This is a genomic window from Oceanobacillus picturae (genome assembly GCF_000612865.1).
Taxonomy (GTDB): Bacteria; Bacillota; Bacilli; order Bacillales; family Amphibacillaceae; genus Oceanobacillus_B; species Oceanobacillus_B jordanicus.
The window spans coordinates 1,302,110-1,323,273 of record NZ_CCAX010000001.1 but is presented as its reverse complement, the minus strand read 5'-3'; the positions used below and the strand labels follow the sequence as shown (position 1 = coordinate 1,323,273).

Annotated in this window: 23 protein-coding genes and 1 pseudogene; 13 read left to right on the top strand and 11 right to left on the bottom strand. The window is 39.5% G+C overall.

All coding sequences use genetic code 11. The annotated features are described in order from the left end of the window. Positions 1-29: 29 nt before the first annotated feature. Genes BN988_RS06685 through BN988_RS06675 form a run of 3 tightly spaced genes read right to left on the bottom strand, consistent with a single transcriptional unit; the run spans position 30 to position 3,563 of the window. Positions 30-1,304 carry a beta-ketoacyl-[acyl-carrier-protein] synthase family protein gene (locus BN988_RS06685; protein WP_036574415.1) on the bottom strand — a complete coding sequence of 425 codons (1,275 nt, stop codon included), beginning with the start codon at positions 1,302-1,304 and terminating at the stop codon, positions 30-32. 26 nt (positions 1,305-1,330) lie between these two features. Beyond that, on the bottom strand, positions 1,331-1,780 hold the full coding sequence (locus BN988_RS06680) for an acyl-CoA thioesterase (RefSeq protein WP_036574412.1): 450 nt from the start codon (positions 1,778-1,780) through the stop codon (positions 1,331-1,333). Positions 1,781-1,814: 34 nt separating this feature from the next. Further along, positions 1,815-3,563 carry a class I adenylate-forming enzyme family protein gene (locus BN988_RS06675; RefSeq protein WP_036574407.1) on the bottom strand — a complete coding sequence of 583 codons (1,749 nt, stop codon included), beginning with the start codon at positions 3,561-3,563 and terminating at the stop codon, positions 1,815-1,817. Between the two features lie 223 nt (positions 3,564-3,786). On the opposite strand from BN988_RS06675, the gene BN988_RS06670 reads away from it, so the two are divergent. Then, a complete protein-coding gene (locus BN988_RS06670; protein WP_036574404.1) occupies positions 3,787-4,977 on the top strand; it encodes a DUF4317 domain-containing protein in 1,191 nt (396 codons plus the stop codon). Positions 4,978-5,081: 104 nt separating this feature from the next. Here the strand turns inward: BN988_RS06670 and BN988_RS06665 are convergent, their stop codons facing one another. Then, positions 5,082-5,879, bottom strand: coding sequence for a hypothetical protein (locus BN988_RS06665; RefSeq protein ID WP_036574401.1), 798 nt, complete (start codon positions 5,877-5,879; stop codon positions 5,082-5,084). 119 nt (positions 5,880-5,998) lie between these two features. Continuing rightward, positions 5,999-6,898: pseudogene (locus tag BN988_RS06660) on the bottom strand (3-hydroxyacyl-CoA dehydrogenase). A 193-nt stretch (positions 6,899-7,091) separates the two neighbouring features. Here BN988_RS06660 and BN988_RS06655 point away from each other — a divergent pair. The 3 genes from BN988_RS06655 (at position 7,092) to BN988_RS06645 (ending at position 9,610) form a co-directional block, all read left to right on the top strand. Next, entirely contained in the window at positions 7,092-7,736 is a 645-nt protein-coding gene (locus BN988_RS06655; RefSeq protein ID WP_036574399.1) for a YczE/YyaS/YitT family protein, read from the top strand. A 23-nt stretch (positions 7,737-7,759) separates the two neighbouring features. Next, positions 7,760-8,746, top strand: coding sequence for a cation diffusion facilitator family transporter (locus BN988_RS06650; protein ID WP_036574398.1), 987 nt, complete (start codon positions 7,760-7,762; stop codon positions 8,744-8,746). A 183-nt stretch (positions 8,747-8,929) separates the two neighbouring features. Then, positions 8,930-9,610 (top strand): hypothetical protein, encoded by a 681-nt coding sequence (locus BN988_RS06645; RefSeq protein WP_036574397.1) that lies wholly within the window; start codon positions 8,930-8,932, stop codon positions 9,608-9,610. A 111-nt stretch (positions 9,611-9,721) separates the two neighbouring features. Here the strand turns inward: BN988_RS06645 and BN988_RS18815 are convergent, their stop codons facing one another. Further along, on the bottom strand, positions 9,722-9,892 hold the full coding sequence (locus BN988_RS18815; protein ID WP_155988269.1) for a hypothetical protein: 171 nt from the start codon (positions 9,890-9,892) through the stop codon (positions 9,722-9,724). Positions 9,893-10,151: 259 nt separating this feature from the next. Here BN988_RS18815 and BN988_RS06640 point away from each other — a divergent pair, with 259 nt between their 5' ends. From BN988_RS06640 to BN988_RS06630, 3 genes are all read left to right on the top strand, one after another. Next, positions 10,152-11,612, top strand: coding sequence for a SulP family inorganic anion transporter (locus BN988_RS06640; protein WP_036574396.1), 1,461 nt, complete (start codon positions 10,152-10,154; stop codon positions 11,610-11,612). A gap of 39 nt (positions 11,613-11,651) precedes the next feature. Continuing rightward, positions 11,652-12,068 carry a universal stress protein gene (locus tag BN988_RS06635; RefSeq protein ID WP_036576448.1) on the top strand — a complete coding sequence of 139 codons (417 nt, stop codon included), beginning with the start codon at positions 11,652-11,654 and terminating at the stop codon, positions 12,066-12,068. 159 nt (positions 12,069-12,227) lie between these two features. Continuing rightward, positions 12,228-12,446 (top strand): hypothetical protein, encoded by a 219-nt coding sequence (locus BN988_RS06630; RefSeq protein WP_036574394.1) that lies wholly within the window; start codon positions 12,228-12,230, stop codon positions 12,444-12,446. Here the strand turns inward: BN988_RS06630 and BN988_RS06625 are convergent. Both BN988_RS06625 and BN988_RS06620 read right to left on the bottom strand, forming a co-directional pair. Further along, positions 12,443-13,585, bottom strand: a complete 1,143-nt coding sequence (locus BN988_RS06625) for an NAD(P)/FAD-dependent oxidoreductase (protein WP_036574393.1) — start codon at positions 13,583-13,585, stop codon at positions 12,443-12,445. The two genes, BN988_RS06630 and BN988_RS06625, sit on opposite strands and share 4 nt — an antisense overlap. Continuing rightward, a complete protein-coding gene (locus tag BN988_RS06620) occupies positions 13,569-14,021 on the bottom strand; it encodes a DinB family protein (protein ID WP_036574389.1) in 453 nt (150 codons plus the stop codon). Before BN988_RS06620 ends, BN988_RS06625 begins: the two co-directional genes overlap by 17 nt. A gap of 126 nt (positions 14,022-14,147) precedes the next feature. Between BN988_RS06620 and BN988_RS06615 the strand changes: the two genes are divergently transcribed. The 3 genes from BN988_RS06615 to BN988_RS06605 all read left to right on the top strand — a co-directional run bounded on the left by BN988_RS06615 (position 14,148) and on the right by BN988_RS06605 (position 16,289). Then, positions 14,148-14,702, top strand: a complete 555-nt coding sequence (locus BN988_RS06615; protein WP_036574386.1) for a hypothetical protein — start codon at positions 14,148-14,150, stop codon at positions 14,700-14,702. Between the two features lie 16 nt (positions 14,703-14,718). Further along, the gene (locus tag BN988_RS06610; RefSeq protein ID WP_036574383.1) at positions 14,719-15,285 is read left to right on the top strand and encodes a hypothetical protein; all 567 of its coding nucleotides are present in this window, start codon (positions 14,719-14,721) and stop codon (positions 15,283-15,285) included. 71 nt (positions 15,286-15,356) lie between these two features. Then, positions 15,357-16,289, top strand: a complete 933-nt coding sequence (locus tag BN988_RS06605; RefSeq protein ID WP_036574382.1) for a manganese-dependent inorganic pyrophosphatase — start codon at positions 15,357-15,359, stop codon at positions 16,287-16,289. A gap of 158 nt (positions 16,290-16,447) precedes the next feature. Here the strand turns inward: BN988_RS06605 and menC are convergent, their stop codons facing one another. Further along, entirely contained in the window at positions 16,448-17,563 is a 1,116-nt protein-coding gene (gene menC / locus BN988_RS06600; protein ID WP_036574378.1) for an o-succinylbenzoate synthase, read from the bottom strand. 111 nt (positions 17,564-17,674) lie between these two features. Between menC and BN988_RS06595 the strand changes: the two genes are divergently transcribed. From BN988_RS06595 to mscL, 3 genes are all read left to right on the top strand, one after another. After that, the gene (locus tag BN988_RS06595) at positions 17,675-19,024 is read left to right on the top strand and encodes a dihydrolipoyl dehydrogenase family protein (RefSeq protein WP_036574376.1); all 1,350 of its coding nucleotides are present in this window, start codon (positions 17,675-17,677) and stop codon (positions 19,022-19,024) included. A gap of 61 nt (positions 19,025-19,085) precedes the next feature. Further along, positions 19,086-19,238: a small acid-soluble spore protein P gene (locus BN988_RS06590; protein ID WP_036574374.1), complete on the top strand. Its 153-nt coding sequence runs from the start codon at positions 19,086-19,088 to the stop codon at positions 19,236-19,238. A 251-nt stretch (positions 19,239-19,489) separates the two neighbouring features. Then, positions 19,490-19,885 (top strand): large conductance mechanosensitive channel protein MscL, encoded by a 396-nt coding sequence (mscL, locus tag BN988_RS06585; protein WP_036574372.1) that lies wholly within the window; start codon positions 19,490-19,492, stop codon positions 19,883-19,885. A gap of 96 nt (positions 19,886-19,981) precedes the next feature. Here mscL and yidC read toward each other — a convergent pair whose 3' ends face one another. Further along, positions 19,982-20,749: a membrane protein insertase YidC gene (gene yidC / locus BN988_RS06580; RefSeq protein WP_036574370.1), complete on the bottom strand. Its 768-nt coding sequence runs from the start codon at positions 20,747-20,749 to the stop codon at positions 19,982-19,984. After that, on the bottom strand, positions 20,686-21,069 hold the full coding sequence (locus BN988_RS18810; RefSeq protein WP_147380269.1) for a hypothetical protein: 384 nt from the start codon (positions 21,067-21,069) through the stop codon (positions 20,686-20,688). Before BN988_RS18810 ends, yidC begins: the two co-directional genes overlap by 64 nt. Positions 21,070-21,164: the final 95 nt, after the last annotated feature.

Genomic DNA, 21,164 nt, shown 5'->3' with positions numbered 1-21,164 from the left:
TAGACTATGCAAGAGAGCAGGGATTAACCCTACTCCTCAGCATTATATGCTTTCCATATTAATGTGCCGTTTTGCCCGCCGAAGCCAAATGAGTTGCTGAGTACTGTCTTAACCTGCTGTTTACGGCTATGGTTTGGTACAATATCCAGTGGAGCAAGGTCATCTTTATTATCACAATGGAGTGTTGGCGGTAATATCCCTGTTTCCATTGCTTTTATGCTAGCGATGCTTTCGATTGCACCAGCAGCTCCAAGTAGATGGCCAACCGCACCTTTTATCGAACTTACAGGGATAGCATCCAATTGTTTCCCAAATAAACTTTGCAATGCCTTCGTTTCAGCAATGTCTCCGGCTTTAGTAGATGTAGCATGGGCATTAACATATTCAATGTCAGATGGACCCAAATTAGCTGAACGTAGTGCTCGTTTCATCGCGAGCGCGGCACCTGTACCATCAGGATGTGGCGCTGTATCGTGGTAAGCATCATTTGAGGAGCCATACCCGCCTAAAATGGCATGAATATGGGCACCGCGAGCTTTAGCCTTTTCCAATGGTTCAAGCACAAATAACGCTGAACCTTCCCCCATTAGCATACCCGTTCTATCTCGATCAAAAGGACGTGACCATGTCGTTTTGTCTTCTGGGCCTTCTGTTGCGAGCGCCCCCATATCCCGTAATCCTGATAGGAAAACAGGTGACCAGAGGCAATCAGCTCCGCCAGCGAGTACGAAATCCACATCATCACGCCAAAACCAGAAAGTAGACTCACCAATCGCATGCGCTGATGCTGCACAGGCTGTTACATGAGTACTTGAAGGGCCGCGTAAACCATAGTGCTTTGCAATAGTGGCTGCAGCAGCATTTGGAATGCATTTGGAAATGAGCCGAGGGCCGACACGCGAGGCTTTTCCTGTAGCTAATTTTCCAGATCCTTCCTCTAATGACTGAATACCCCCAAAAGCTGATCCAATAGAGGTACCGATCCGTTCTGGATCAATACTGGGTGCAAGTGTTTCGCCATCCTCTCCAAGAATACCTGCATTAGACAAAGCCTCTGTTGCTGCAATAAGTGCAAGTTGCGTAAAACGATCCGTATTTTTAACTAGCTTCTTTGGTAGATAGTCTGCAGGATTGAAATCTTGAACTCGCACACCAACGGGAGCCCACTGATGCAGTTGTTCATCTTCAACTTCTTTAACAGCAGATTTATTCGCAATTAAATTGTCCCAAAACGTAGTCAGTCCTACACCGTAAGGGCTCACCGTTCCCATTCCCGTTACAGCTATTGGCATCGATTCATTCATGGTCATGCTCCTCTCTATTAAAATAATTACGCTTCTTGAAATAGCGCATATACTTCTGGTGCAAAGCGATCGATCCGGGCAGGCTTCCAATCACGTGTGACCCACATATGGACAGTGGAACCTTTTGCAAGCAACTCTCCAGTTGGTGTATCGGCTATCTCTCCTGGAGAATCATTGTTTGGGATAAGCCTTGTCTCATAATCAAACTGCAGGCGTACTTTTGAAAAATTACTTACTTTCGTATAGATGACAAGAAGATCATCATATCGAGCGGATTTTTGATAGTTTATATTCAGATCCATTACAGGCAATAAAAGTCCCATGTCCTCCATTTTGCTGTACGGAATACCTGCATGTCGCATCCATTCGGTTCGACCTATTTCAAACAAGTTTACATAGTTACCGTGATGGACAACGCCCATTTGATCCGTATCTTTATAATGAACACGTATTACTTCCTTATGCCAAGCCTTCATTTACATGCATCTCCCTATTTTTGAACTCTAGAAATTATTTATTTCTTGTCGCCAATCTTTCTTCGGCAATTTCCTTTAACCGGAATTTTTGCACCTTTCCAGTACTCGTTAATGGCCATTCTGTTGTTTCTATAAACCAGATATGGCGAGGCACCTTGAAACGGGCGAGATAATCAGTGCACCAGCTCAAAATATCTTTTCGCTTACAATCTTCACCGGCTTTTAATTCAATGAACGCGGCACCAGCTTCTGTTGTTAAAGAATCCGGTACACCGATAACAGCAACTTGGTCGACCATTGGATGCTTGGAAATGGCCTCTTCCACTTCACGAGGGGAAACTAATTCCCCCGATACTTTGTAAATATCCTTCGTTCTTCCAATTAGCTCAATATAACCATTTTCATCTAGTCGACCTACGTCACCTGTTAGTAACCAACCATCTTTATCGATAACTTTTGCGGTTTCTTCCGGCTTTTTATAGTAACCGTGGCTAACGGTCGTGCCACGCACGGCAAGTTCTCCAACACTTCCATGGGGTAGCGTTTCTCTCGTTTCGATATCTACCGTTTTGTACTCTACATTGCTACCATTGAATTCTGGAAGACCACTCACACCACCAAGCTTCGGCCGGCCAACTCTTGTTGTAAGTGTTTCAAGAGAAATACCAAGCTCTGTCGTTACACCAGAAGATGCTACTTCGGACTGCCCGTAGCCAGTAATTATTTCTGTCAGACCAAGTAATTCGATTGCCTTTTTCCATACTGGGATAGGAGCAGGTGCCGCACCACACCACATCGCAAAAAGACTGGACAGATCATATTCTGTGAGCTTTGGATGATTCAAAAATGGAACAAGCATGGTTGGAACAAGTAGAAAGTCATTTGCTTGATATTTTTCTATCATTTCCATAGCAGATAGTGGAGAAAAAGAACGTGGTGCGACCAATAAGCCACCAACAAAGGACATAGCAAAGATCCCTTCTATCAGGTTGTAGCAATGATAAAATGGAAGTGGAGCAAACGTTACACGCCCATCCTCAATTGCCCTGCTCATACACGTGCTGTAGGAAGACCTAAGCAGCATGTCATCTGTAAGCATAACCCCTTTAGGTGTACCAGTAGATCCAGATGTATATATGATTGCACCTACTTCATCAGGATAACGGGATGCTTTCCACCTTTCTTGCCATTTCTCATCTGTAATTAATTCAGCTTTCTTACAAAACTTCTCCCATGGAAGAAAGCGCTCGTCCAATAACTCATTATGATTCGGTAAACAAACGATTTCTTGAAGCTGAGTCTCTTTTTTAAAATACTCTTCATTTAGCAAAGCAGTTATAGAGACAGCAAGGGGATTATTTTTAGTCGCTTGATGCATGATTAAATAGCGTGCATCAGATTGTGTAAGTATGTATTTTAATTCGTTTTTGCTTAACATAGTATTTATTGGGATAAACACAGCGCCTACCATTGAACATGCAATCATGAGAGCGGGATATACGACGTCATTTTCCATTAGCATCGCAACATGGTCCCGACGCTTTACACCAAGATTAATCAACGCTTTAGCGTAGTTCTTGGCGAGTTCCCATGTTTCTTTATAGGTAATCGAATCGTTATCTGTTTGAATATACATTCTTTCTGGATATGTAGAACAAGCTTGATAAAAATGTGTGGCAATCGTATTACGAGGCCAATTGTTAAATCTAGCATCAAGTGCTGCTCGTCTTGCAGAGATATCCTCCGTAATGGTAGATTCAGTTGCATTGTCCTTTGTTGGCATAAACTGTTCCTCCTTGATATGTACAAATATTTCGAACCTAGTATTCATTATAGAACTTTCAAATATAACCTTCAAAACTTTTGGATTTAACAAGGGAACTACTTTTTAAAGAGATTTTTCAACTTTCATTTAAAAATATTTATCTATATAACCTAAATGGAAAATGATAGAATGGATAAACGAAGAATATATATTCGTAGTCCAATTTAGGAGTGGAATGAAGTTGAACAAAAAAGACATCGCAAATATTCGAAAGCAGTTTAAAATAAATAACGATTTGTTGAAAATAAACGATATCTTTAACGTATATATCATGAAAGAATCGAGTGAAATCTATCATCATCAGAGTGTGCCCTTCGACTTACTTGAAGAGGAACAAAAAGATTTATTTATGACCAATTTTAAAAAAGTGCTAACAGGACAGCTTGATGAGAAATTATTTGAATTGAAATTTCAACGTGACGTAGAGGATAGTAGCCAGCTTATCTTGCATCAAGGAATATTGAGTAATGATACGGAAGAATGGAAAGGCCAAATGTTACGTCTTGTGGAAAAGATGTTAAAGGATAAGCAATATGAAATGGATATTGTGGTTACTTTTATACAAGGTGAATATATGAAGCCGATGAAACGAAGCAATGAAGATGCAGAAGAAAGCTCACGAGATGCGGTATATTCCAATAAGTTCATTTTATGTAGTATGAATAAAACACAGGATCCGAAAAAAGAGCTGTTGTTTGACTATGTAGAAAAAGAATTTAAATATAATATCGTGGTTGACCCTGTTATTAATCTTAAGGCGCCGATTTCCGGCTTTTTATTCCCTACCTTTACAGAGAACGCTGCGGATGTAAACCATGTTCTTTACTCTGCTGGAAAAGCATATGAACTGAATTACCATTTTATTGAGGAAGTTTTGAATGCAGAAGAAACGATGACAGCTGAAGATGATAAGGTGGTATTCGAGGAGATTGTCAAAAAGGTTAGCGGAGATCAAATAAATACTTCCACGCTTTCTAATGTATACGATGAAATTCATCGGGTAATTGAAGAGCATGAGGAAGATGATATACCAAGGTTGGATTATAAAGATGTGGAAAGTGTCCTAAAAAGCAGCGGGATAGAAGACGTTGATACAGAAAAGGTTGAAACTGCGTTTAAGACAGTGATTGACGATGAAAAATATGAGTTAAAAGCAAGTAGCATCATTCCAAAATACAATAAAAAATCCATTAAGATTAAGACGAAAGTGGCAGACATAAAAGTAAGCCCAGAAGACTTACGATTTGTGAAGCAAATTCATTTTGATGGAAAGCTTAGCCTTATGATCGAATTGGAAGAGAACACAATGATTGAGGGCTTTGAAATGATCCCTGAAGCATTAGTCCAAAAAGCAAAAGTAGAGGAAGAATAACTTCTAAAGAAATCACTATCCATTTATAGTGGGAAATATATGGGGACATAAAAAATAAGAACCTTAGCCAAGGTTCTTATTTTTTATGCTATTTTTGACTGGTATTAAAACATGCTTGTTACTTCTTCTGTTTCTGGATTGACTTCATACCACCCGTAGGTAGCGGTATGGGTCTCCGTATTTTCAAATACGTGAATTATATAATTCCCTTCTTCCATTCGATCGAAGCGGAGCGCCATATTATCGCCTAGCTCACCTTCTAAATGCTCACTTACTAGCTCTATCGCGTCTTTCTCGGTAAATTCTTGGTTTATATCTTTACTAGAAATATTGGAGACATACCATGTTGTATCCTCTCTAGCTTTGATGGTGAAGGTATACTCCTTGTTACCATGTAATTCACTTTGTTGTTTTTGAATTAGGTGATAAGTAGTAGGGTTCTCCTCTTCCAGCGAATAGTCTTCTTCAGGCTGAAACCAGGCTGGCTCCTCTGTTGCAAGCAGCTTCAGGTTTTCATTTTCCTTTTGAAAATATCCATCAAGATATCTTTCTGCTAAGCTTTCGGACATGACCGTTTCAAAGTGTTGCTGCAACTCTGCAACAGTATCATAATTTATAACGATATTGTCATTCGTGGTTTCTACCATAAATGTCTGCTTAAGATTCAGTAGTATTTCTTCTGCTTTTTCATTTGTGAGTTCATTTGGCTTACTTTCTGATTCTTCATTATTACCGTCATCTGTTTTATTCTCTTGGTTATCCGTTTCTACATTATTTGTATTTGATTCCTCTGTTTCTTCAATAACGTCGTTTTTATCTTCTATAGACTCATCTGCTGCTGAACAGCCAGACCATAGAAGGACAAACAAGCAAATAACTGAAAGACATAACAAATTCTTCATAAAAATCTCCTTTTAGTATGTTATTAACCCTATTCACTGAACTTCCGTAAGCAAAACACCATAGGAAATATAAAAAAAGACGCCTATTACGTAGTACTCACGTAACAGACGCCTTTCGTTTAGTTTTTAAAGAAATCAGGGTCTTCAAAGCTTGGATTTGGATACTTGTAGAATCCTTCTCCCGTTGCGGTACCAAGTTTACCTTTATCGATATACTCCGTTTTGAGCAAGTTTGCCAGCTTTTTAAACTCTTCATTACCGGTCGCTTCCGCTTTTGCATTTACGATATTATAAGAAGTCGTAATTCCGACTACGTCTAGGATGGTGAAAGGCCCCTTTGGAGCGCCAGTAGCAATCATCCATGTTTTGTCAATTGTTTCAACATCTGCTACTTCTTTAGAAAGGAGTAGCTCTGCAGCATCTAATAATGGAACTAATAGAGAGTTAAGAATGTAACCTGGTTGCTCCTTGTGTAATGGCAGTGCAACCATTCCAATTGCTTTTGCAAACTGACTTACTTCGTCAAACACGTCATTGTCAGTACCAGGATGCTTCATAATTTCAGCTGTGTTGTTTATCCAGATTTCATTGGCAAAGTGCAAGGCAAGAAATTTTTCTGGACGACCAGTTGCCTCTGCAAATTGGCTTGGTAATAAGGTGGATGAGTTTGTTGCAAAAACAGTTCTTTCAGGAGCTGCTTTTCCTAGCTCATTATAAAATTCTGTTTTAATTTTTACGACCTCTGGTATTGCTTCGATCACAAGGTCTGCATCTGAAACTGCCTTCGCTAGATCAGACTGAAACGCGATACGATTGTACGCATCATTAACAGCTTGTTCTGAAGCACCGAGATCCTCTTGATAGCGTCCCTTTAGTTTTTCAATTCTCTATTTCGCCTTCTCTAGGGCTTCATCGTTAATATCATATACCGTAACATCGAATCCCTTAAATGCAGTTTGGTAGGCTATTTGACTACCTAATACACCACTTCCTGCGATTGTGATAGTTGAAAAATTCATGTATATTCCTTCTTTCCTATTCTGTACAATAAATAGTATGACATAAAAGGTAAAAAAACATGAAGGATTTTGCTTATCAACCTTTGAAAACAATCTACACATATATAGGAAAAATGATAAACTAAATTGGAGTTTTGATTTTTTAAAAAACTGAGGATGATTTTTAATATTTTAGCAAGAGAGAAGGGGTTTTATGATAAAGACGATCCGCTGGATTGTGTTTTTCTTTGGTTTAATTCTATTTAGTATAGGCATCAGTATAGCGATAAACATGCAACATTTGGGAATTCATCCATGGGACGTATTAAATGTAGCACTATATGAAAAACTAGGGTTATCAATTGGGTCTTGGGCGATTATTATTTCCGTAATCCTAATTATTGTCTCATGGATTCTGGATAAAAGTTATATAAGACTAGGTACGTTTTTAAATGGCATCCTCGTTGGGGTGTTTGTGGATTTTTTCTTATTTCTAGATTTCTTACCACATGCGAGTGAAAGCTGGCTAGATATAATCGTCATTATTTCAGGAATTATTTTAATGGGAATTGGTGGGGGAATCTACAACTCAGCAGGAGTTGGGTCAGGTCCAAGGGACGGATTTATGCTCTCCATTTCTGATAAACTCGGTGCTTCTGTAGGAAAAGTGCGTATTATAACAGAATGTCTAGTATTACTCATTGGTCTGTTGCTTGGTGGGCCTGTTTTTCTTTTTACTTTTATCTTCACCTTTATTCAAAGTCCAATCTTTCAGTTTACGTATAAGCTACTAGGTGGACATTTAAATAAAATGGAAGCTTCAATAGAAGAGAAAGGCCTTCATAAAACGGGAACATAACTTCAGAAAGGGATGGAAATTACATGAGTATCATAGAGAAGGTACGTAAAGGAAATACATCTTCGGGTATTGCTGCCCTAGGAAATGCCTTTTTAGCCGGGATAAAGGGAATAGCTGCAGCATTTAGTGGGAATGGTTCCATGTTTGCATCCTCTATGCATTCCCTTGCAGATGCTGTAAATCAGGGGTTTGTATTTTTTGGTAGTGTATTGGCTGAGTTTCCTCCATCCAAACGATTTCCTTCAGGTTTTGGAAGAGTCATTAATATCTTTTGTATGGTCGCTGTGATTGTCGTAACCGTGATGGCTTATGAGACAATATTAAAAGGATGGCATTTATTTCAAGATCCTGAGGAATCAGATGGCTTACTGTTAAACTTTATTGTATTACTTGCCTCCTTAATTATTGATGGATTAATTCTTTTTAAAGCGATGCGCGAAATTAGAAGCGAAAGCAAAACGGATGAATCAAGTAATGTAATAACCGCAGCTTTTAAAAATGTCCGGAAGGCGTCGCCTGCTACACGACTTGTTTTTTATGAGGATCTTGTTGCAACATCAGGTGCCTTATTAGCAATGGTTGGTATAGTGCTTTCGCAGTTTTTTGGTATTTTGCAAGCAGATGGTTTAATTTCCATGTTAATTGGGTGTTTAATGTTGTTTGTCGCCTTTCGAGTGGGCTATGACAATATGATCGGTTTAATTGGAGTTTCAGCACCAGCAGAGGTTCAAAACAAGATAACAACGATACTTTTAGACCATGAAGACGTAGTGGATATTCATCGAATTCGAATTGTACAGGAAGGCCGTCTATACCATGTTGAGGGAACAGTTGAACTAAAAAAAGGGCTTAGCCTGGCGAAAGCGGATGATATTAAGTTTGAGTTGTCCGATACGCTTTTACGCCAATCCGAAGTAGCAGATGTACTACTAGGAATTATAGAGGACGATGGGGAGAAGAGTTGGGAAGAAAATGGCAAACAGCGTAATATTCCTAAAACGGATGAGTAAGAAATCAAGATTTAAACGTTTATAATCACATTTCTAGTACTCATAAGGGAAAGAAAACGGGCTTTTCCTTAAGGGAGAAAGTTATTTTCAAGGGGGTTATAGTAGTGGAAATGGGTTTATACCAACCTGATTTGTAGCTTTTTTCGTGATAAGATAGGGTGAATTCACGAAGGGGGTTGCCAGGTGTTGAATAACGGCAGAAATTTAGATGAATTACATGATACGCAGCAGTCTACAAAGGAATTACTGTTTATCTTGGATAATTTGTTCTTATTTTCCATTGAAAAGTATGACCAGTTATTGCGGGAAGAAATTGAAAAATTACTAAAGCAAATGAATGTTCCTGAAGTATTGTTTGATAAAGCTTTTCCCCAAATCATTTGGTGGCTATTATTTTGCTATCCGCAAGCTCCCCATGGTATGACCATCTACCAAGATTATTTAGAAGTACATAATAAAAAATGGACGAAGGCAGACAAGGCTGTGCAGGCACACTTGAATAGTTGGCTAAGTATCACGCCAGGGTTCTATCGTGTAGTCAAGATAGATAGAAAGTATAACCGGTTTTTCCACGTTCAAGACGTATTTTTAAAAGAGGAGAAAAAGGTATTTATCTTTAATGAAATATTCCAAACTCCTAAAATGGGTGAGATCATAAGCGGCATCCTGTTACCTGTTGGAAATAATGTTTATACCACCCAAGGTAGGCTCTTTCATCTTCCCGTAACAATTGTACCAGAGTTAATGGGAAGGTTTCGGCAGTTTCTAGAAAGGCATAATTCCAATCTAGATTATGTTGTCCCAGCTTCGTCGTATCCCGCTCTGCTCCGTATCACTATGCAAACGATGGAAGAGAAGCTATGATAAGAAATGCTCGTATGAGAGAACATCGGAAGCCCCAAGTAGAAAGCCTTGCCTCGAGGTATATCAGAATTAAATTCATCCCAATAATAAGCGTTCAACATGGCAAAACATTTATGATAACTGGGAGTCAGCTTGATTGTGCTCATAATCCCCAACCTTCGTCCCCCCAAGTGCTCTTTCCAAATCATAATCCTCGATAACATCCTGAAGCCATAGCCAACATAAGAACATGGCAATAATCGTAACTAAGATAATAACAAATACTGCAATTCTTCCTTTCATTTCTTCACCTTCTTTCACTCATTTCACATGTAAGTATACCTTGATTTTAAACGTAAATAAAGCCACCAATTTTATAGAGAATAGGCCGTCTACCAAAATTAAGAGGAAATAGAAGAAAAGCAAAAAAAAACGCGTAAACAGCTTATGTCTGCGCTTTCTTCGTGTTTTGAGAAATACGAGTAATTATGGTATGATTTCTTAGTTATCTACGGAACATGCCATAAGTTGGCTTGAATATATATGAAAAGAGGTTGAATAGTTGAAAGTAGAACAATTGAAGAATGAATGGTTTGGCAATGTCAAAGGGGATGTCCTGGCAGGTTTGGTAGTTGCACTGGCTTTAATCCCAGAAGCAATAGCCTTTTCGATCATAGCGGGTGTTGATCCAATGATTGGATTATATGCATCTTTTTGTATTGCAGTTGTAATTGCTTTTGTCGGAGGGAGACCGGGTATGATCTCTGCGGCAACCGGAGCAATGGCGTTACTCATGGTAAATCTCGTTGCGGATCATGGGTTGCAGTATTTGTTTGCAGCAACGATTCTTACAGGTATCATCCAAATCATTTTTGGCGTTTTTAAGCTAGCAAGAGCTATGAAGTTTGTACCACGTTCGGTGATGGTAGGCTTTGTTAACTCACTAGCCATTCTAATATTTACAGCACAGATTCCGCATTTCCAAGGGGAAAGCTGGATTATGTATGCACTTGTTGGACTTACCTTGGCTATTATCTATCTATTGCCTAGGTTTACAAAGGCGGTTCCATCTGCTTTGGTAGCAATTATTGTCGTCACAGCAATCGTCATTTTTGGTAAGATAGATATAGGAACAGTCGGGGATATGGGTGCATTGAAACAGCAATTGCCTATCTTCTTGATTCCTTCTATTCCGTTTACGTTTGAAACGTTGATGATTATTTTCCCATACTCCCTGGCTCTAGCTATTGTAGGATTACTAGAATCCTTGTTAACTGCTAATATTGTAGATGATATGACAGATACAGAGAGTAACAAGAACAAAGAAAGTCGCGGACAAGGGATTGCGAATATTGTTGCAGGCTTTTTCGGTGGAATGGCTGGTTGTGCCATGATTGGTCAGTCTGTCATCAATGTGAAGTCTGGTGGTAGAGGCCGTTTATCTGCACTGGTTGCTGGATCGTTCTTAATGTTTCTGATTATCGTACTAGGCGGACTTGTTGTGCAAATTCCAATGGCTGCCTTAGCTGGTGTTATGTTTATGGTATCTATTGGTACATTTGATTGGTCCTCGATACGTAACTTACACAAACTACCAAGAACAGATGCAGTTGTCATGCTAACAACCGTTGCTGTTGTACTTTACACACATGATTTATCTAAAGGTGTACTTGCTGGTGTACTATTAAGTGCAATTTTCTTTGCTGCTAAAATATCCAAAGTGAAAGTTACGGATGAGTTAATGATGCGAGAACAAAAAAGAGTTTATCGTATTGAAGGTCAGTTGTTTTTTGCTTCAGTAAGTGATTTTACGGCGAAGTTTGTTTTCGCCGATACTGTTAAGGAAGTGGAAATTGATCTAAGTCGTGCGCATTTATGGGATGATTCAGCAGTAGGAGCGCTTGATAAGATTCAAGCCAAGTTTGAACAACACCACATTAACGTGGAGTTCACGGGTTTAAATGAAGCAAGTAAAAATTTAGTTCAACGTATTGGTGGATTATCAAAGGCATCAGGACATTAAAATAAGTGCTTTTATCAGAATCTGTAGAGGGTGGTTATGGTGTTTAAAAGAATACTATTGGCTGTAGATGGATCAGAGCATTCCATTCGCTCAGCAAAGTATGCTATAGAGCTTGCTGAGAAGTTTAATGGAGTCATTAATGTTGTGTACGTTGTGGATGGCAATAAAGCGAAGTCAGATGTGCTACATGCCACAGACAAATTCGCCCTTGAAAAAATGCGTAATGATAAACTAAAGGCTGTTAAAGAATTATTGAATAAAACCGATATTCAATACGAGATTAAGATTTTGCATGGAGAAGCAGGCCCTACGATAGTCAACTATGCCAACAATAATGAAATCGATGGCGTAGTACTAGGAAGTAGGGGGGTGAACAACCTGCAGACCTTTATCCTCGGAAGCGTGAGCCATAAAGTGGCAAAACGCGTAGAATGTCCCGTATTAATTGTGAAATAGAATAGTAGATAACAAATGATATAGAAAAAGGCTGCCGAATTGGCAGCCTTTTTTGTATTCCATCTGGCGAGATGTTGGAAGTGAATCGAGAGGGAGGCAGAGTGAATCGAGAGCACTGTAAAGTGAAACCAGAACACCACAAAGTGAAGCCAACGTTTTATGATGGAGCTTCGGTCAAGAGAAGAGACGCAGCCTCCCGCCGAAGAGACGTCACAGCCACGTGAAGAGACGCCACAGCCACGTGAAGAGACGCAGCCACACACGGGAGAGACGCAGCACCCACAAAAGAGAAGCAGCATCCACAAAAGTGACGCACCAACAACAAAAGAGGCGCCTCCAAAAAAAGGAGACGCTTCACACCCGCACCATCTAATCTAAAGCTTTGTAACAGCTTCAGCTACAGGATAATTTGCGGGATCAATTTCTGATTCAATTCCCTGAGCCATCTTAGCAAGCTCTGCGCCTATGTATGGTCCCATCGTTAGACCAGAGGCACCTAGTCCATTTGCGGCAAAGAGACCAGAAACGCCAGGTACCATGCCGACTACTGGTAGAAATCCAGGTGTGACAGGGCGAAAGCCTACTCTTGTTTCAAGAACGGTCGCGTGTTCCAGTTGAGGGGAAATCTGTAGCGCTTTACTGAGCACTTCGTATAGACCGCCTGCTGTTACGCTTGGATTAAAGCCTGTGTCGTCTTCATGTGTGGCTCCGATTACGAGGCGTTGATCCTCGAAAGCGAGCATGTACTGATTGGTTGGCGGCATGACAACAGGCCATTTTGCTGTATCATACCCAGTAACTTGTAGATGCATGAGTTGGGCTCGTTGTGGTTTAACATCAAAAGAGATTCCCAATGATTTAAATAATTCTCCCATCCAGGCTCCTGTTGTAGCGATCACTGTATCGGCCTCATACAACTCATCATCCACACGCACACCGGTTATTTCACCATTCTCAGCAACAAGGCTGGCATCGCCCTTGACTATTTGCGCTCCAAGCTTTTTTGCTCCACTGATTAAGGCGTCGCGTAGTTTTCGACCGTCAACACGAGCAGCTCCGCTTACATGAACAGCGCCATACCCTTCGCCAATCAGAGGGAAGGCTTGTTTTGTTTCTTCCTCGCTTAATATTGTTATATTGCCAATTTCAGGTGCATCTTCTCTTCTTTTTAATGCCCTTTCCTTCATGGCATTAAGTTTCTTTTCATCTGAATGCAGGCTAATTGCACCGACTCGCTCATAGCCGGTGTCGACCTCTCCAAGCTCTCGCAACTTGTTAATTATTTCCGGGTAGATTTTTGCTCCACCTTTAGCGAGCTGGTACCAGGCCTTATTTCTTCTCTGGGAAAGCCAAGGACAAACGATTCCTGCAGCAGCATCTGTTGCCTGTCCTGTATCCTTTCGATCAATCAGCATAACAGCTTTCCCATTACTGGCAAGATGAAAAGCGGTGGAGGCACCTAGTATGCCGCCACCAATTACAATATAGCCTTCTTTTTCCTTATAATTTGTCGACAACTTGCTTCATTGCCTTTATTTTACCCAGATGCTCATTCTCATGCTGCAGAATCATTTCATAAATATCTCCATAGGTTTTAAAATTACCAAATGGTAAAGTATAAGGGAGATCCTGCTTGAAAAAGTCATCTGTCAGATCTTTAATACGTGAGCGTTGTTGTTCGAGCTCTGTAACGAGTTCAGATATACTAGGTGGAGTATCTTGCCAATCAGCTGGTTTCGTTCCTGTGCCAAACAAGTCATTAAATGACTTTGGTAGATTCTCGGAATGGTTTGGAAAGCCAAACAATAGAGACTCTGGCGTTACCAACACGTGTCCGATATGCCAACGGATTGTGTTATTAAAGTATTCAGGCTGTACATCAGCCTTTTTCTCGTCGATATTTTCAATAAAGCCTAATAAAGCAGAACGAGTAAGATCAAATTGCTCTGACATTTATATTCCTCCTAATAGAACATTTGGTATTAACTATAAAAATAAAAGGTTCGGATGTAAAATATATTGATTTTATGAAGGGTTTTTTCATCAAGTAAAGAATTAAATAGAGAAGGGGGAAAGACATTGAGAGCAATCATCATAAGTAGAATACTAAATGTAGCAGGATTTATAGTATTTATAACAGGTATAATTAATGCCTGGAGAGTATCTAGATTTGAGGAGTATTCCGGACTGGATCCGGAAGGGACCATAACTATGGAATGGAGTACATTTTTCATGGTATCAGGATCTGCAATAATGAATGGTATTATATTAATCGGTATAGCTGAGGTTATCCGTTTATTGGATGGTATCTTGAAGAAAGAGCCAGTTACCCAATCACCTTCTATTACTAAACCAACCGAGCAAGAATCCGTTGTTCCTAGTCAAGAAGAAATTAAAACTGGCTGGAATCTTACAAGAGAAGATGAAGAAAAGATTTATGAATTGTATTCTGATAAAGCAATATTGGAAATAAGACTTGCTAACTTGGAAGGCTATTGCATCGTCAAGGTGCAAGATACAAGCAGGCCATTAAACCCGGAAATTAAAGTCGTCGACGTTGGTGGGTTTAGTGCGAAGGATGTACAAGATACGGAAAAGAGAAATAAGATTCTCGAATGGTATTATCAACAATAAAGAAGGATGAGCAGATTTGGAAACTAGTAAGAAAAAACGAAACATCGGATGGTTTGGGTGGAGTTTGGTCATAGTTTTCTCAGTGGCACTCATAGCTTCATTGTTACTCTTTTTTAACGTATTCAACATCAAGAGTGTTTTTTCAATTGAGGACTTGGAGAACGCACAAAATGAGAAGGCGACAGAGGGGCAGGAAGTCGATGCGGACACTGCGAAAGAGATTGAAGAGATTCAGGAGACAGTAGGAGCGCAACACGTTGAGATAGGTGATTTTATAGCGAAGACCCATGATTTTTATAATGATAAAACAGGCTATGGGAATATTAATAATCTTAATTGGAAAGAACAAACGGATAAAGCAAAAGAGATCATTGGAATCATTGAGAAGGAGATCGATACGGTCCAAAGTGATGCATTAAAAACAGATCTTCAAGCAATTGTGGAGATTGCAAAGGCTACTATAAATGATGAGAAAGTGGAACAAGTTAGACATTTACATCGATATTTCCATGATTTGGATATAGCATTGAATCATTATAATGGCTCTGATAAAATTTGGAGGGTAACCGAAACATTAAAATAGTAAATCGCTATTCATCTATATAGTAGGTATGATAATCTTATAGTGGATATTGTGAAAGAAGGAGAATGAATATGGAAAAAACATTGATTTTTGGACATAAAAATCCAGATACAGACACCATTTGTTCAGCACTTGCCTACGCTGATCTTAAAAAAAAGCTTGGCGTGAATGCAGAAGCTGCCAGACTTGGAACAGTTAGCAAGGAAACGCAATTTGCACTCGACTATTTTGGTGTACAAGCACCTGAATTAATTGAAACAGTAGGATCTGACATAAAAGAAGTGATTCTTGTGGATCACAATGAATTCCAACAAAGTGTTGATAATATTAGAGATGTACGCATTGCAGAGGTTATTGACCATCATCGCATCGCGAATTTTGAAACAAAAGAGCCTCTATCTTTTCGCGCTGAACCAGTTGGATGTACAGCAACTATCTTAAATAAGATGTATAAAGAAAAAGGTGTCGCGGTATCTAAAGAAATAGCTGGACTTCTTGTTTCCGCTATCGTTTCCGACTCCCTTTTATTAAAATCTCCTACATGTACAAAAGAAGATGTAGATGCAGCATATGAATTGGCAGAACTAGCTGGTGTAAACCTAGAAACTTACGGCCTTGAAATGTTACAGGCAGGAGCAGACTTGAGCGATAAATCTGTAACAGATTTACTGACAATGGATGCGAAAGAATTTTCTATGGGTGAAGCTAAGGTAGAAATTGCACAAGTAAACGCTGTTGACACGAACGCAATTTATAAATTCCAAGATGATATTGATACAGAGATTGCCCAAATTATTAAGGATAAAGAGTTAGAACTATTTCTGTTCGTCGTGACGGATATTCTTAACAACGACTCCGAAGTGTTAGCGCTTGGTAGTGGGAAAGCGAAAGTGGAGCAGGCATTTGACGTTTCCCTTGATGCTAATAACCGCGCCTTGCTTAAAGGCGTTGTGTCACGTAAGAAACAAATCGTAACAGCATTAACAGATGCCTTTACCAAATAAAGTGAAACTCAATCAGTGGGAGGGTTCATTCTTCCCCCACTGATTGGTAGCAGCCATGCTTTAAATAGCCTCATTTCAGTCATTTGAAGTAAAGTATCTGCGCTATTTACATGTTAAAAAAGCTAATCACGAGTCAAAATCGTGATTAGCTTTTTTCATTACTGGATAAAAGTCTCTTCGTCGACTTTGAATTGGGCTAAGGCTTTAAAATCAATGGTGTGGCCGATTCCATGATCTGTAGGAACGGTGATCAATCCGTTTTGGGCAACAACCTTTGGGAGAATAATGTCTTTTTTCCAGTAGTTGTCTGAGCCGGCGTTATCTCCAGGAAAACGGAAGCCTTCCAAAGAAGAAAGGGCAATATTTTGTGCTCTTCCCACACCTGCTTCAAGCATACCGCCACACCAAACGGCAATGCCTTTTTCCACACAATAATCATGAATTTGTTTTGCTACGGTTAAGCCACCGACTCGGCTCGGTTTTATATTAATGACCCGACAGCTTCCAAGCTCAATCGCTTTTTGTGCATCTTCAAGAGAATGAATGCTTTCATCAAGACAGATGGGGGTATCAATTTCTGCTTGTAACTTTGCATGATCTACAATATCATCATGTGCTAAAGGCTGTTCCATCATCAACAATTGAAAGGCATCCAACTCCTTTAACCTTGCTATATCCTCTAATGTATAAGCAGAATTTGCATCAACCATGATAGGCAGGTCCGGATAGTGGTGCCGTACTTCTTTAAGGACATCTATGTCTTTACCTGGTTTAATTTTCAGTTTCACTCGTTTATATCCATTTTCTTGGCTTAATGCAATTTTATGTAATAGTTCCGCTATGGAAGACTGCATGCCAATAGCAATGCCTGCTTCAATTTTTGATTTCGTTCCGCCAAGGGCTTCGGCAAGTGATACTCCACCGCGTTTGGCATATAAGTCCCAGACTGCGCCCTCTAAGGCTGATTTCGCCATGTTATTCCGTTTTATCGTTGTGAAAAGCCTCGAAACCTCATCAGGGTGCTTGATCGAATTATTTAATAAGATAGGAATTAAAAAGTCTCTCATCATATGTCCGGTTGTGGTGAAGGTTTCCTCTGTATACCAAGGAGCTGTAAATGCAACAGATTCTCCAAAGCCTCGGTTTCCTTGTCCATCATCAATCTCTATGATGTAAAAGTCTTTGTTTTCCACAGTCCCAAAACTTGTTGTAAAGGGTTGTTTAAGTCCCATGCTTAGATGGTGTAATGTGATTTGCTGTATTGGAATCGTCATTTATATCCCTCCTCGTTTCAGTTTACACCTTCCCTTCTTATTGAAAAAGTTTAACCTCTATAAGGTAAGGGGAAAATTATTATACGTGATTAGTAACTAGGAGGGGAAAGCGTGACTGAGAAATTTGATGTGATTGTAATCGGGACAGGACCCGCTGGATCTTCAGTGGCAATTTCTTGTGCACAAGAAGGACTGCGCACTGCTGTTATAGATGAACGTGCTTATGGAGGTACATGCCCATTGAGGGGATGTAACCCGAAAAAAGTGTTAGCGAGTGCTGCCACCATGATTGATGAAACAGCACGGATGCAAGGAAAGGGGATAGCAAAGCCTGCTACGATTAATTGGCAAGACCTCATGGAGTTCAAGCGTTCCTTTACAGAGCCGGTTCCCGAAGCGAAGGAGAAAAGCTTTGAAAAGGCAGGAATTGAACGTTTCCATGGTCAAGCCCAATTTTTAGATGAAAAAACGCTAAAAGTTAAGGAGAAGGTTTTAGAAGGGGAAAAAATTGTTATTGCAACAGGAGCTCGACCTGCTCCATTACCAGTTGACGGAGCGGACCACCTTACGTATAGTGAAGACTTTCTTGAACTTGATCAGCTACCAAAACGTGTTATCTTTGTGGGTGGTGGATACATTTCCTTTGAGTTCGCCCACATTGCTGCAAGAGCAGGAAGTGATGTTCATATTGTGCAACGTGGAGAACAGCCATTAAAGTCATTTGACTCCGATATGGTAGACCTGTTGCAAAAAAAATCAAAAGAAATAGGGATTTCCATTCATTTAAATAGTTCAGTAAATGCAATTGAAAAAAATGATAAAGAATATATTGTAAAGGCAAGTAAAGGCGATGAAGAAGTTTCATTTCATGGAGATTTAGTCGTACATGGGGGTGGTCGCGTTCCACAAATAAACGATCTCAAGCTAGATCAGGGGGGAGTTAATCATAGCAAGACTGGGATAACCGTCAACACGTATTTACAAAGTGTCAGCAATGAACACGTTTATGCTGTTGGCGATGTAGCAGATACAAATGGTTCTCCTTTAACACCAGTTGGAGAAATGGAGGGACAAATTGTTTCGCAAAACATTGTTTCAGATGCAAAACAAGAAGCAAACTATAATGGGATCCCGTCAGTTGTTTTTTCCGAGCCAAAATTGGCCAAAGCAGGTCTCACAGAAAAAGAGGCAAGAGAAGCTAATTATGATGCAAAGGTAAACCATCAAGACATTTCGGATTGGTTTACGTACAGTCATACAAACGATGCGCCGGCTGCTGTCAAAATTATTATTGATAAAAAAACAGATTTAATTCTTGGTGCACATTTAATAGGTGGAAAATCTGATGAATTGATAAATTATTTTGCAATGGCTATTCAAATGAGCATCCCTGTTGATAAACTGAAAAATGTTGTCTATGCTTTTCCAACTGCTGTCTCAGATATTCCATCCATGCTATAACAAATGCATAATTTGCACCCCTTTCTCAAAAGCTAATTACTAGCTGGAAGGAGGAAATCACATGGGTGGGAAACCAAAAGGACCAAAACAGCAGGAAAAGCCAAAATTGCCGCAAAGCCCGCAACAACCATATGGGGAGCCATTAAGTGGTTCAAAACAGGTTAAGAATAAAAATCATTCGCGACAAAATCACAATGTTCATCATGATATGTAAAATAAAGCGTGGGATAAAAGTATCGCGTTTAGAAATAACCCGAACTATAATGCAAACCCTTGAAAAAGGTTTGCTTAGTTCGGGTTTTGTATAAATGAAATCTCATGTAATGGAGAGTTCTGCCGAAGCCGAGCTGAAAAGTTAGTTGTTTACCAGTCTCTTTAAGAAAACACATTGATGGTCATCTGTTCACATAACAACGAAGTTCTGCTATCATTTTGTCATACATAGTTAGGGAAGGAGTCAAACATATGTGGAAAGATTTTAAGGAATTTGCCTTTAAAGGAAATGTTATGGATTTAGCCATTGCTGTTGTAATTGGTGCAGCCTTCAGTGGGATCGTCACATCGTTAGTAACCAATATCATTACGCCGCTTGTAGGAATACTTATGAATGGTGTGGATCTTTCGGGACTGAAATACACATTTGGTGATGCGGAGATATTATACGGGACATTTATTCAATCCATTCTAGACTTTTTTGTCATCGCGTTTTCTATTTTCCTTTTTATACGTCTTGCAATGAAATTGAAGCGAAAGAAAGAAGAGGAAGTAGTGGAAGAAGAAGTGCCAAAAGTCAGTGTACAGGAAGAGTTGTTGATCGAAATCAGGGACTTGTTGCGTGAGCAGAACGAAAAAAGGGATTGAATTACTGATCCAATGGCAAAATAGCTCTTATAAATTAATCACCATATATATGTAAATGAAAAGGTTGTACTTCGGAGTGAAGTACAACCTTTTTGTTTAACTATATTTTTTCTTAGCTATTATTGTTTGTATGATGAGAAATGCTCCTCCTACAGACCAGTATAGTGGCAAGGCTGCAGGTGAATTAAATGAAAAAATACCAATCATGATTGGTGACAAATATCCCATGATGGCCATTTGCTTTTTCATTTCTGGTGCCATGTTAATTTGTGAAACCTTTGCCTGCAAGAAGTATATAGCTACGGCAATTGCGGTTAGCAACAGATCGGTTTGTCCAAGGTTAAACCATAAAAACGAATGTGTCGCAATTTCTGGTGTCTGCCTGATTGCATAATAGAAGCCGAGTAATATGGGCATCTGAATTAGTAGCGGTAGGCAACCGGCAAGGGATGCAAGTGGATTAATACCGTGCTTTTGGTAAAGTTGCATCATTTCTTGTTGCATCTTTTTCTGTGAATCTACGTCTTTTTTATCACTGTATTTCTTTTTCAATTCATCCATATCAGGTTTAACGACATCCATATGCTTTTTCATTTCAGCACTTTTTTTCATTTGCTTTAGCATAAATGGCATGATTAGCAGGCGAACAAGAAGCGTAATAAGAATGATTGAGAGACCATAATTATCTCCTAAAAAGTTCGCTGTCCCTTTAATAATGGAAGAGAAGGTCTCTACTAAATAATGTTGAAACCATCCTGTTGATTCTCCGTTGCCATTCCCTTGGCAACCTGCCAAAAAGATTAAAAGAATGACCCCGATAAAGCTGTATTTTTTAATAGGTGTAAATACCGATTGTTTTTCCATTGTTGTCCTCCTCGTTTATTGTTCTGTCTGTATAACGAGAAGGAAGGAGCGTCTGTATCATCATCTGCGTCCTGGTACATCATTTTATGGGAGAGCCAGTTTCGTTTATCAATCGTTTCGCCGATCGTAATGAGATCCGATAAAGAATGGATCATGCTCGCATGCATATTACGTGTATAGAATTCATTTGTCTTTTTTATTGTGCCAAATTGAACATCAGCAGCTTTGTAGGAAAAATAGACAGACAGCAGAATACTAAAGACGTATGCATACACTGGTGAAAAGTCATTTGCTAGCTCCGACATAAATTCAATAAACAATGGTATTCACCCCCTTTATATTGTTTGGATAGTTGGTTTATACGGTTTGTAAGCAAAAAAGTTTCATATCTTTGCTATACTTTCATTATAATACA

Coding starts and splice junctions, on each gene's coding strand:
- BN988_RS06685 (WP_036574415.1), bottom strand. CDS start 1,304: ATGAATGAATCGATGCCAATAGCTGTAACGGGAATGGGAACGGTGAGC.
- BN988_RS06680 (WP_036574412.1), bottom strand. CDS start 1,780: ATGAAGGCTTGGCATAAGGAAGTAATACGTGTTCATTATAAAGATACG.
- BN988_RS06675 (WP_036574407.1), bottom strand. CDS start 3,563: ATGCCAACAAAGGACAATGCAACTGAATCTACCATTACGGAGGATATC.
- BN988_RS06665 (WP_036574401.1), bottom strand. CDS start 5,879: ATGAAGAATTTGTTATGTCTTTCAGTTATTTGCTTGTTTGTCCTTCTA.
- BN988_RS06655 (WP_036574399.1), top strand. CDS start 7,092: ATGATAAAGACGATCCGCTGGATTGTGTTTTTCTTTGGTTTAATTCTA.
- BN988_RS06650 (WP_036574398.1), top strand. CDS start 7,760: ATGAGTATCATAGAGAAGGTACGTAAAGGAAATACATCTTCGGGTATT.
- BN988_RS18815 (WP_155988269.1), bottom strand. CDS start 9,892: ATGAAAGGAAGAATTGCAGTATTTGTTATTATCTTAGTTACGATTATT.
- BN988_RS06630 (WP_036574394.1), top strand. CDS start 12,228: ATGATGGAGCTTCGGTCAAGAGAAGAGACGCAGCCTCCCGCCGAAGAG.
- BN988_RS06620 (WP_036574389.1), bottom strand. CDS start 14,021: ATGTCAGAGCAATTTGATCTTACTCGTTCTGCTTTATTAGGCTTTATT.
- BN988_RS06605 (WP_036574382.1), top strand. CDS start 15,357: ATGGAAAAAACATTGATTTTTGGACATAAAAATCCAGATACAGACACC.
- menC (WP_036574378.1), bottom strand. CDS start 17,563: ATGACGATTCCAATACAGCAAATCACATTACACCATCTAAGCATGGGA.
- BN988_RS06590 (WP_036574374.1), top strand. CDS start 19,086: ATGGGTGGGAAACCAAAAGGACCAAAACAGCAGGAAAAGCCAAAATTG.
- mscL (WP_036574372.1), top strand. CDS start 19,490: ATGTGGAAAGATTTTAAGGAATTTGCCTTTAAAGGAAATGTTATGGAT.
- yidC (WP_036574370.1), bottom strand. CDS start 20,749: ATGGAAAAACAATCGGTATTTACACCTATTAAAAAATACAGCTTTATC.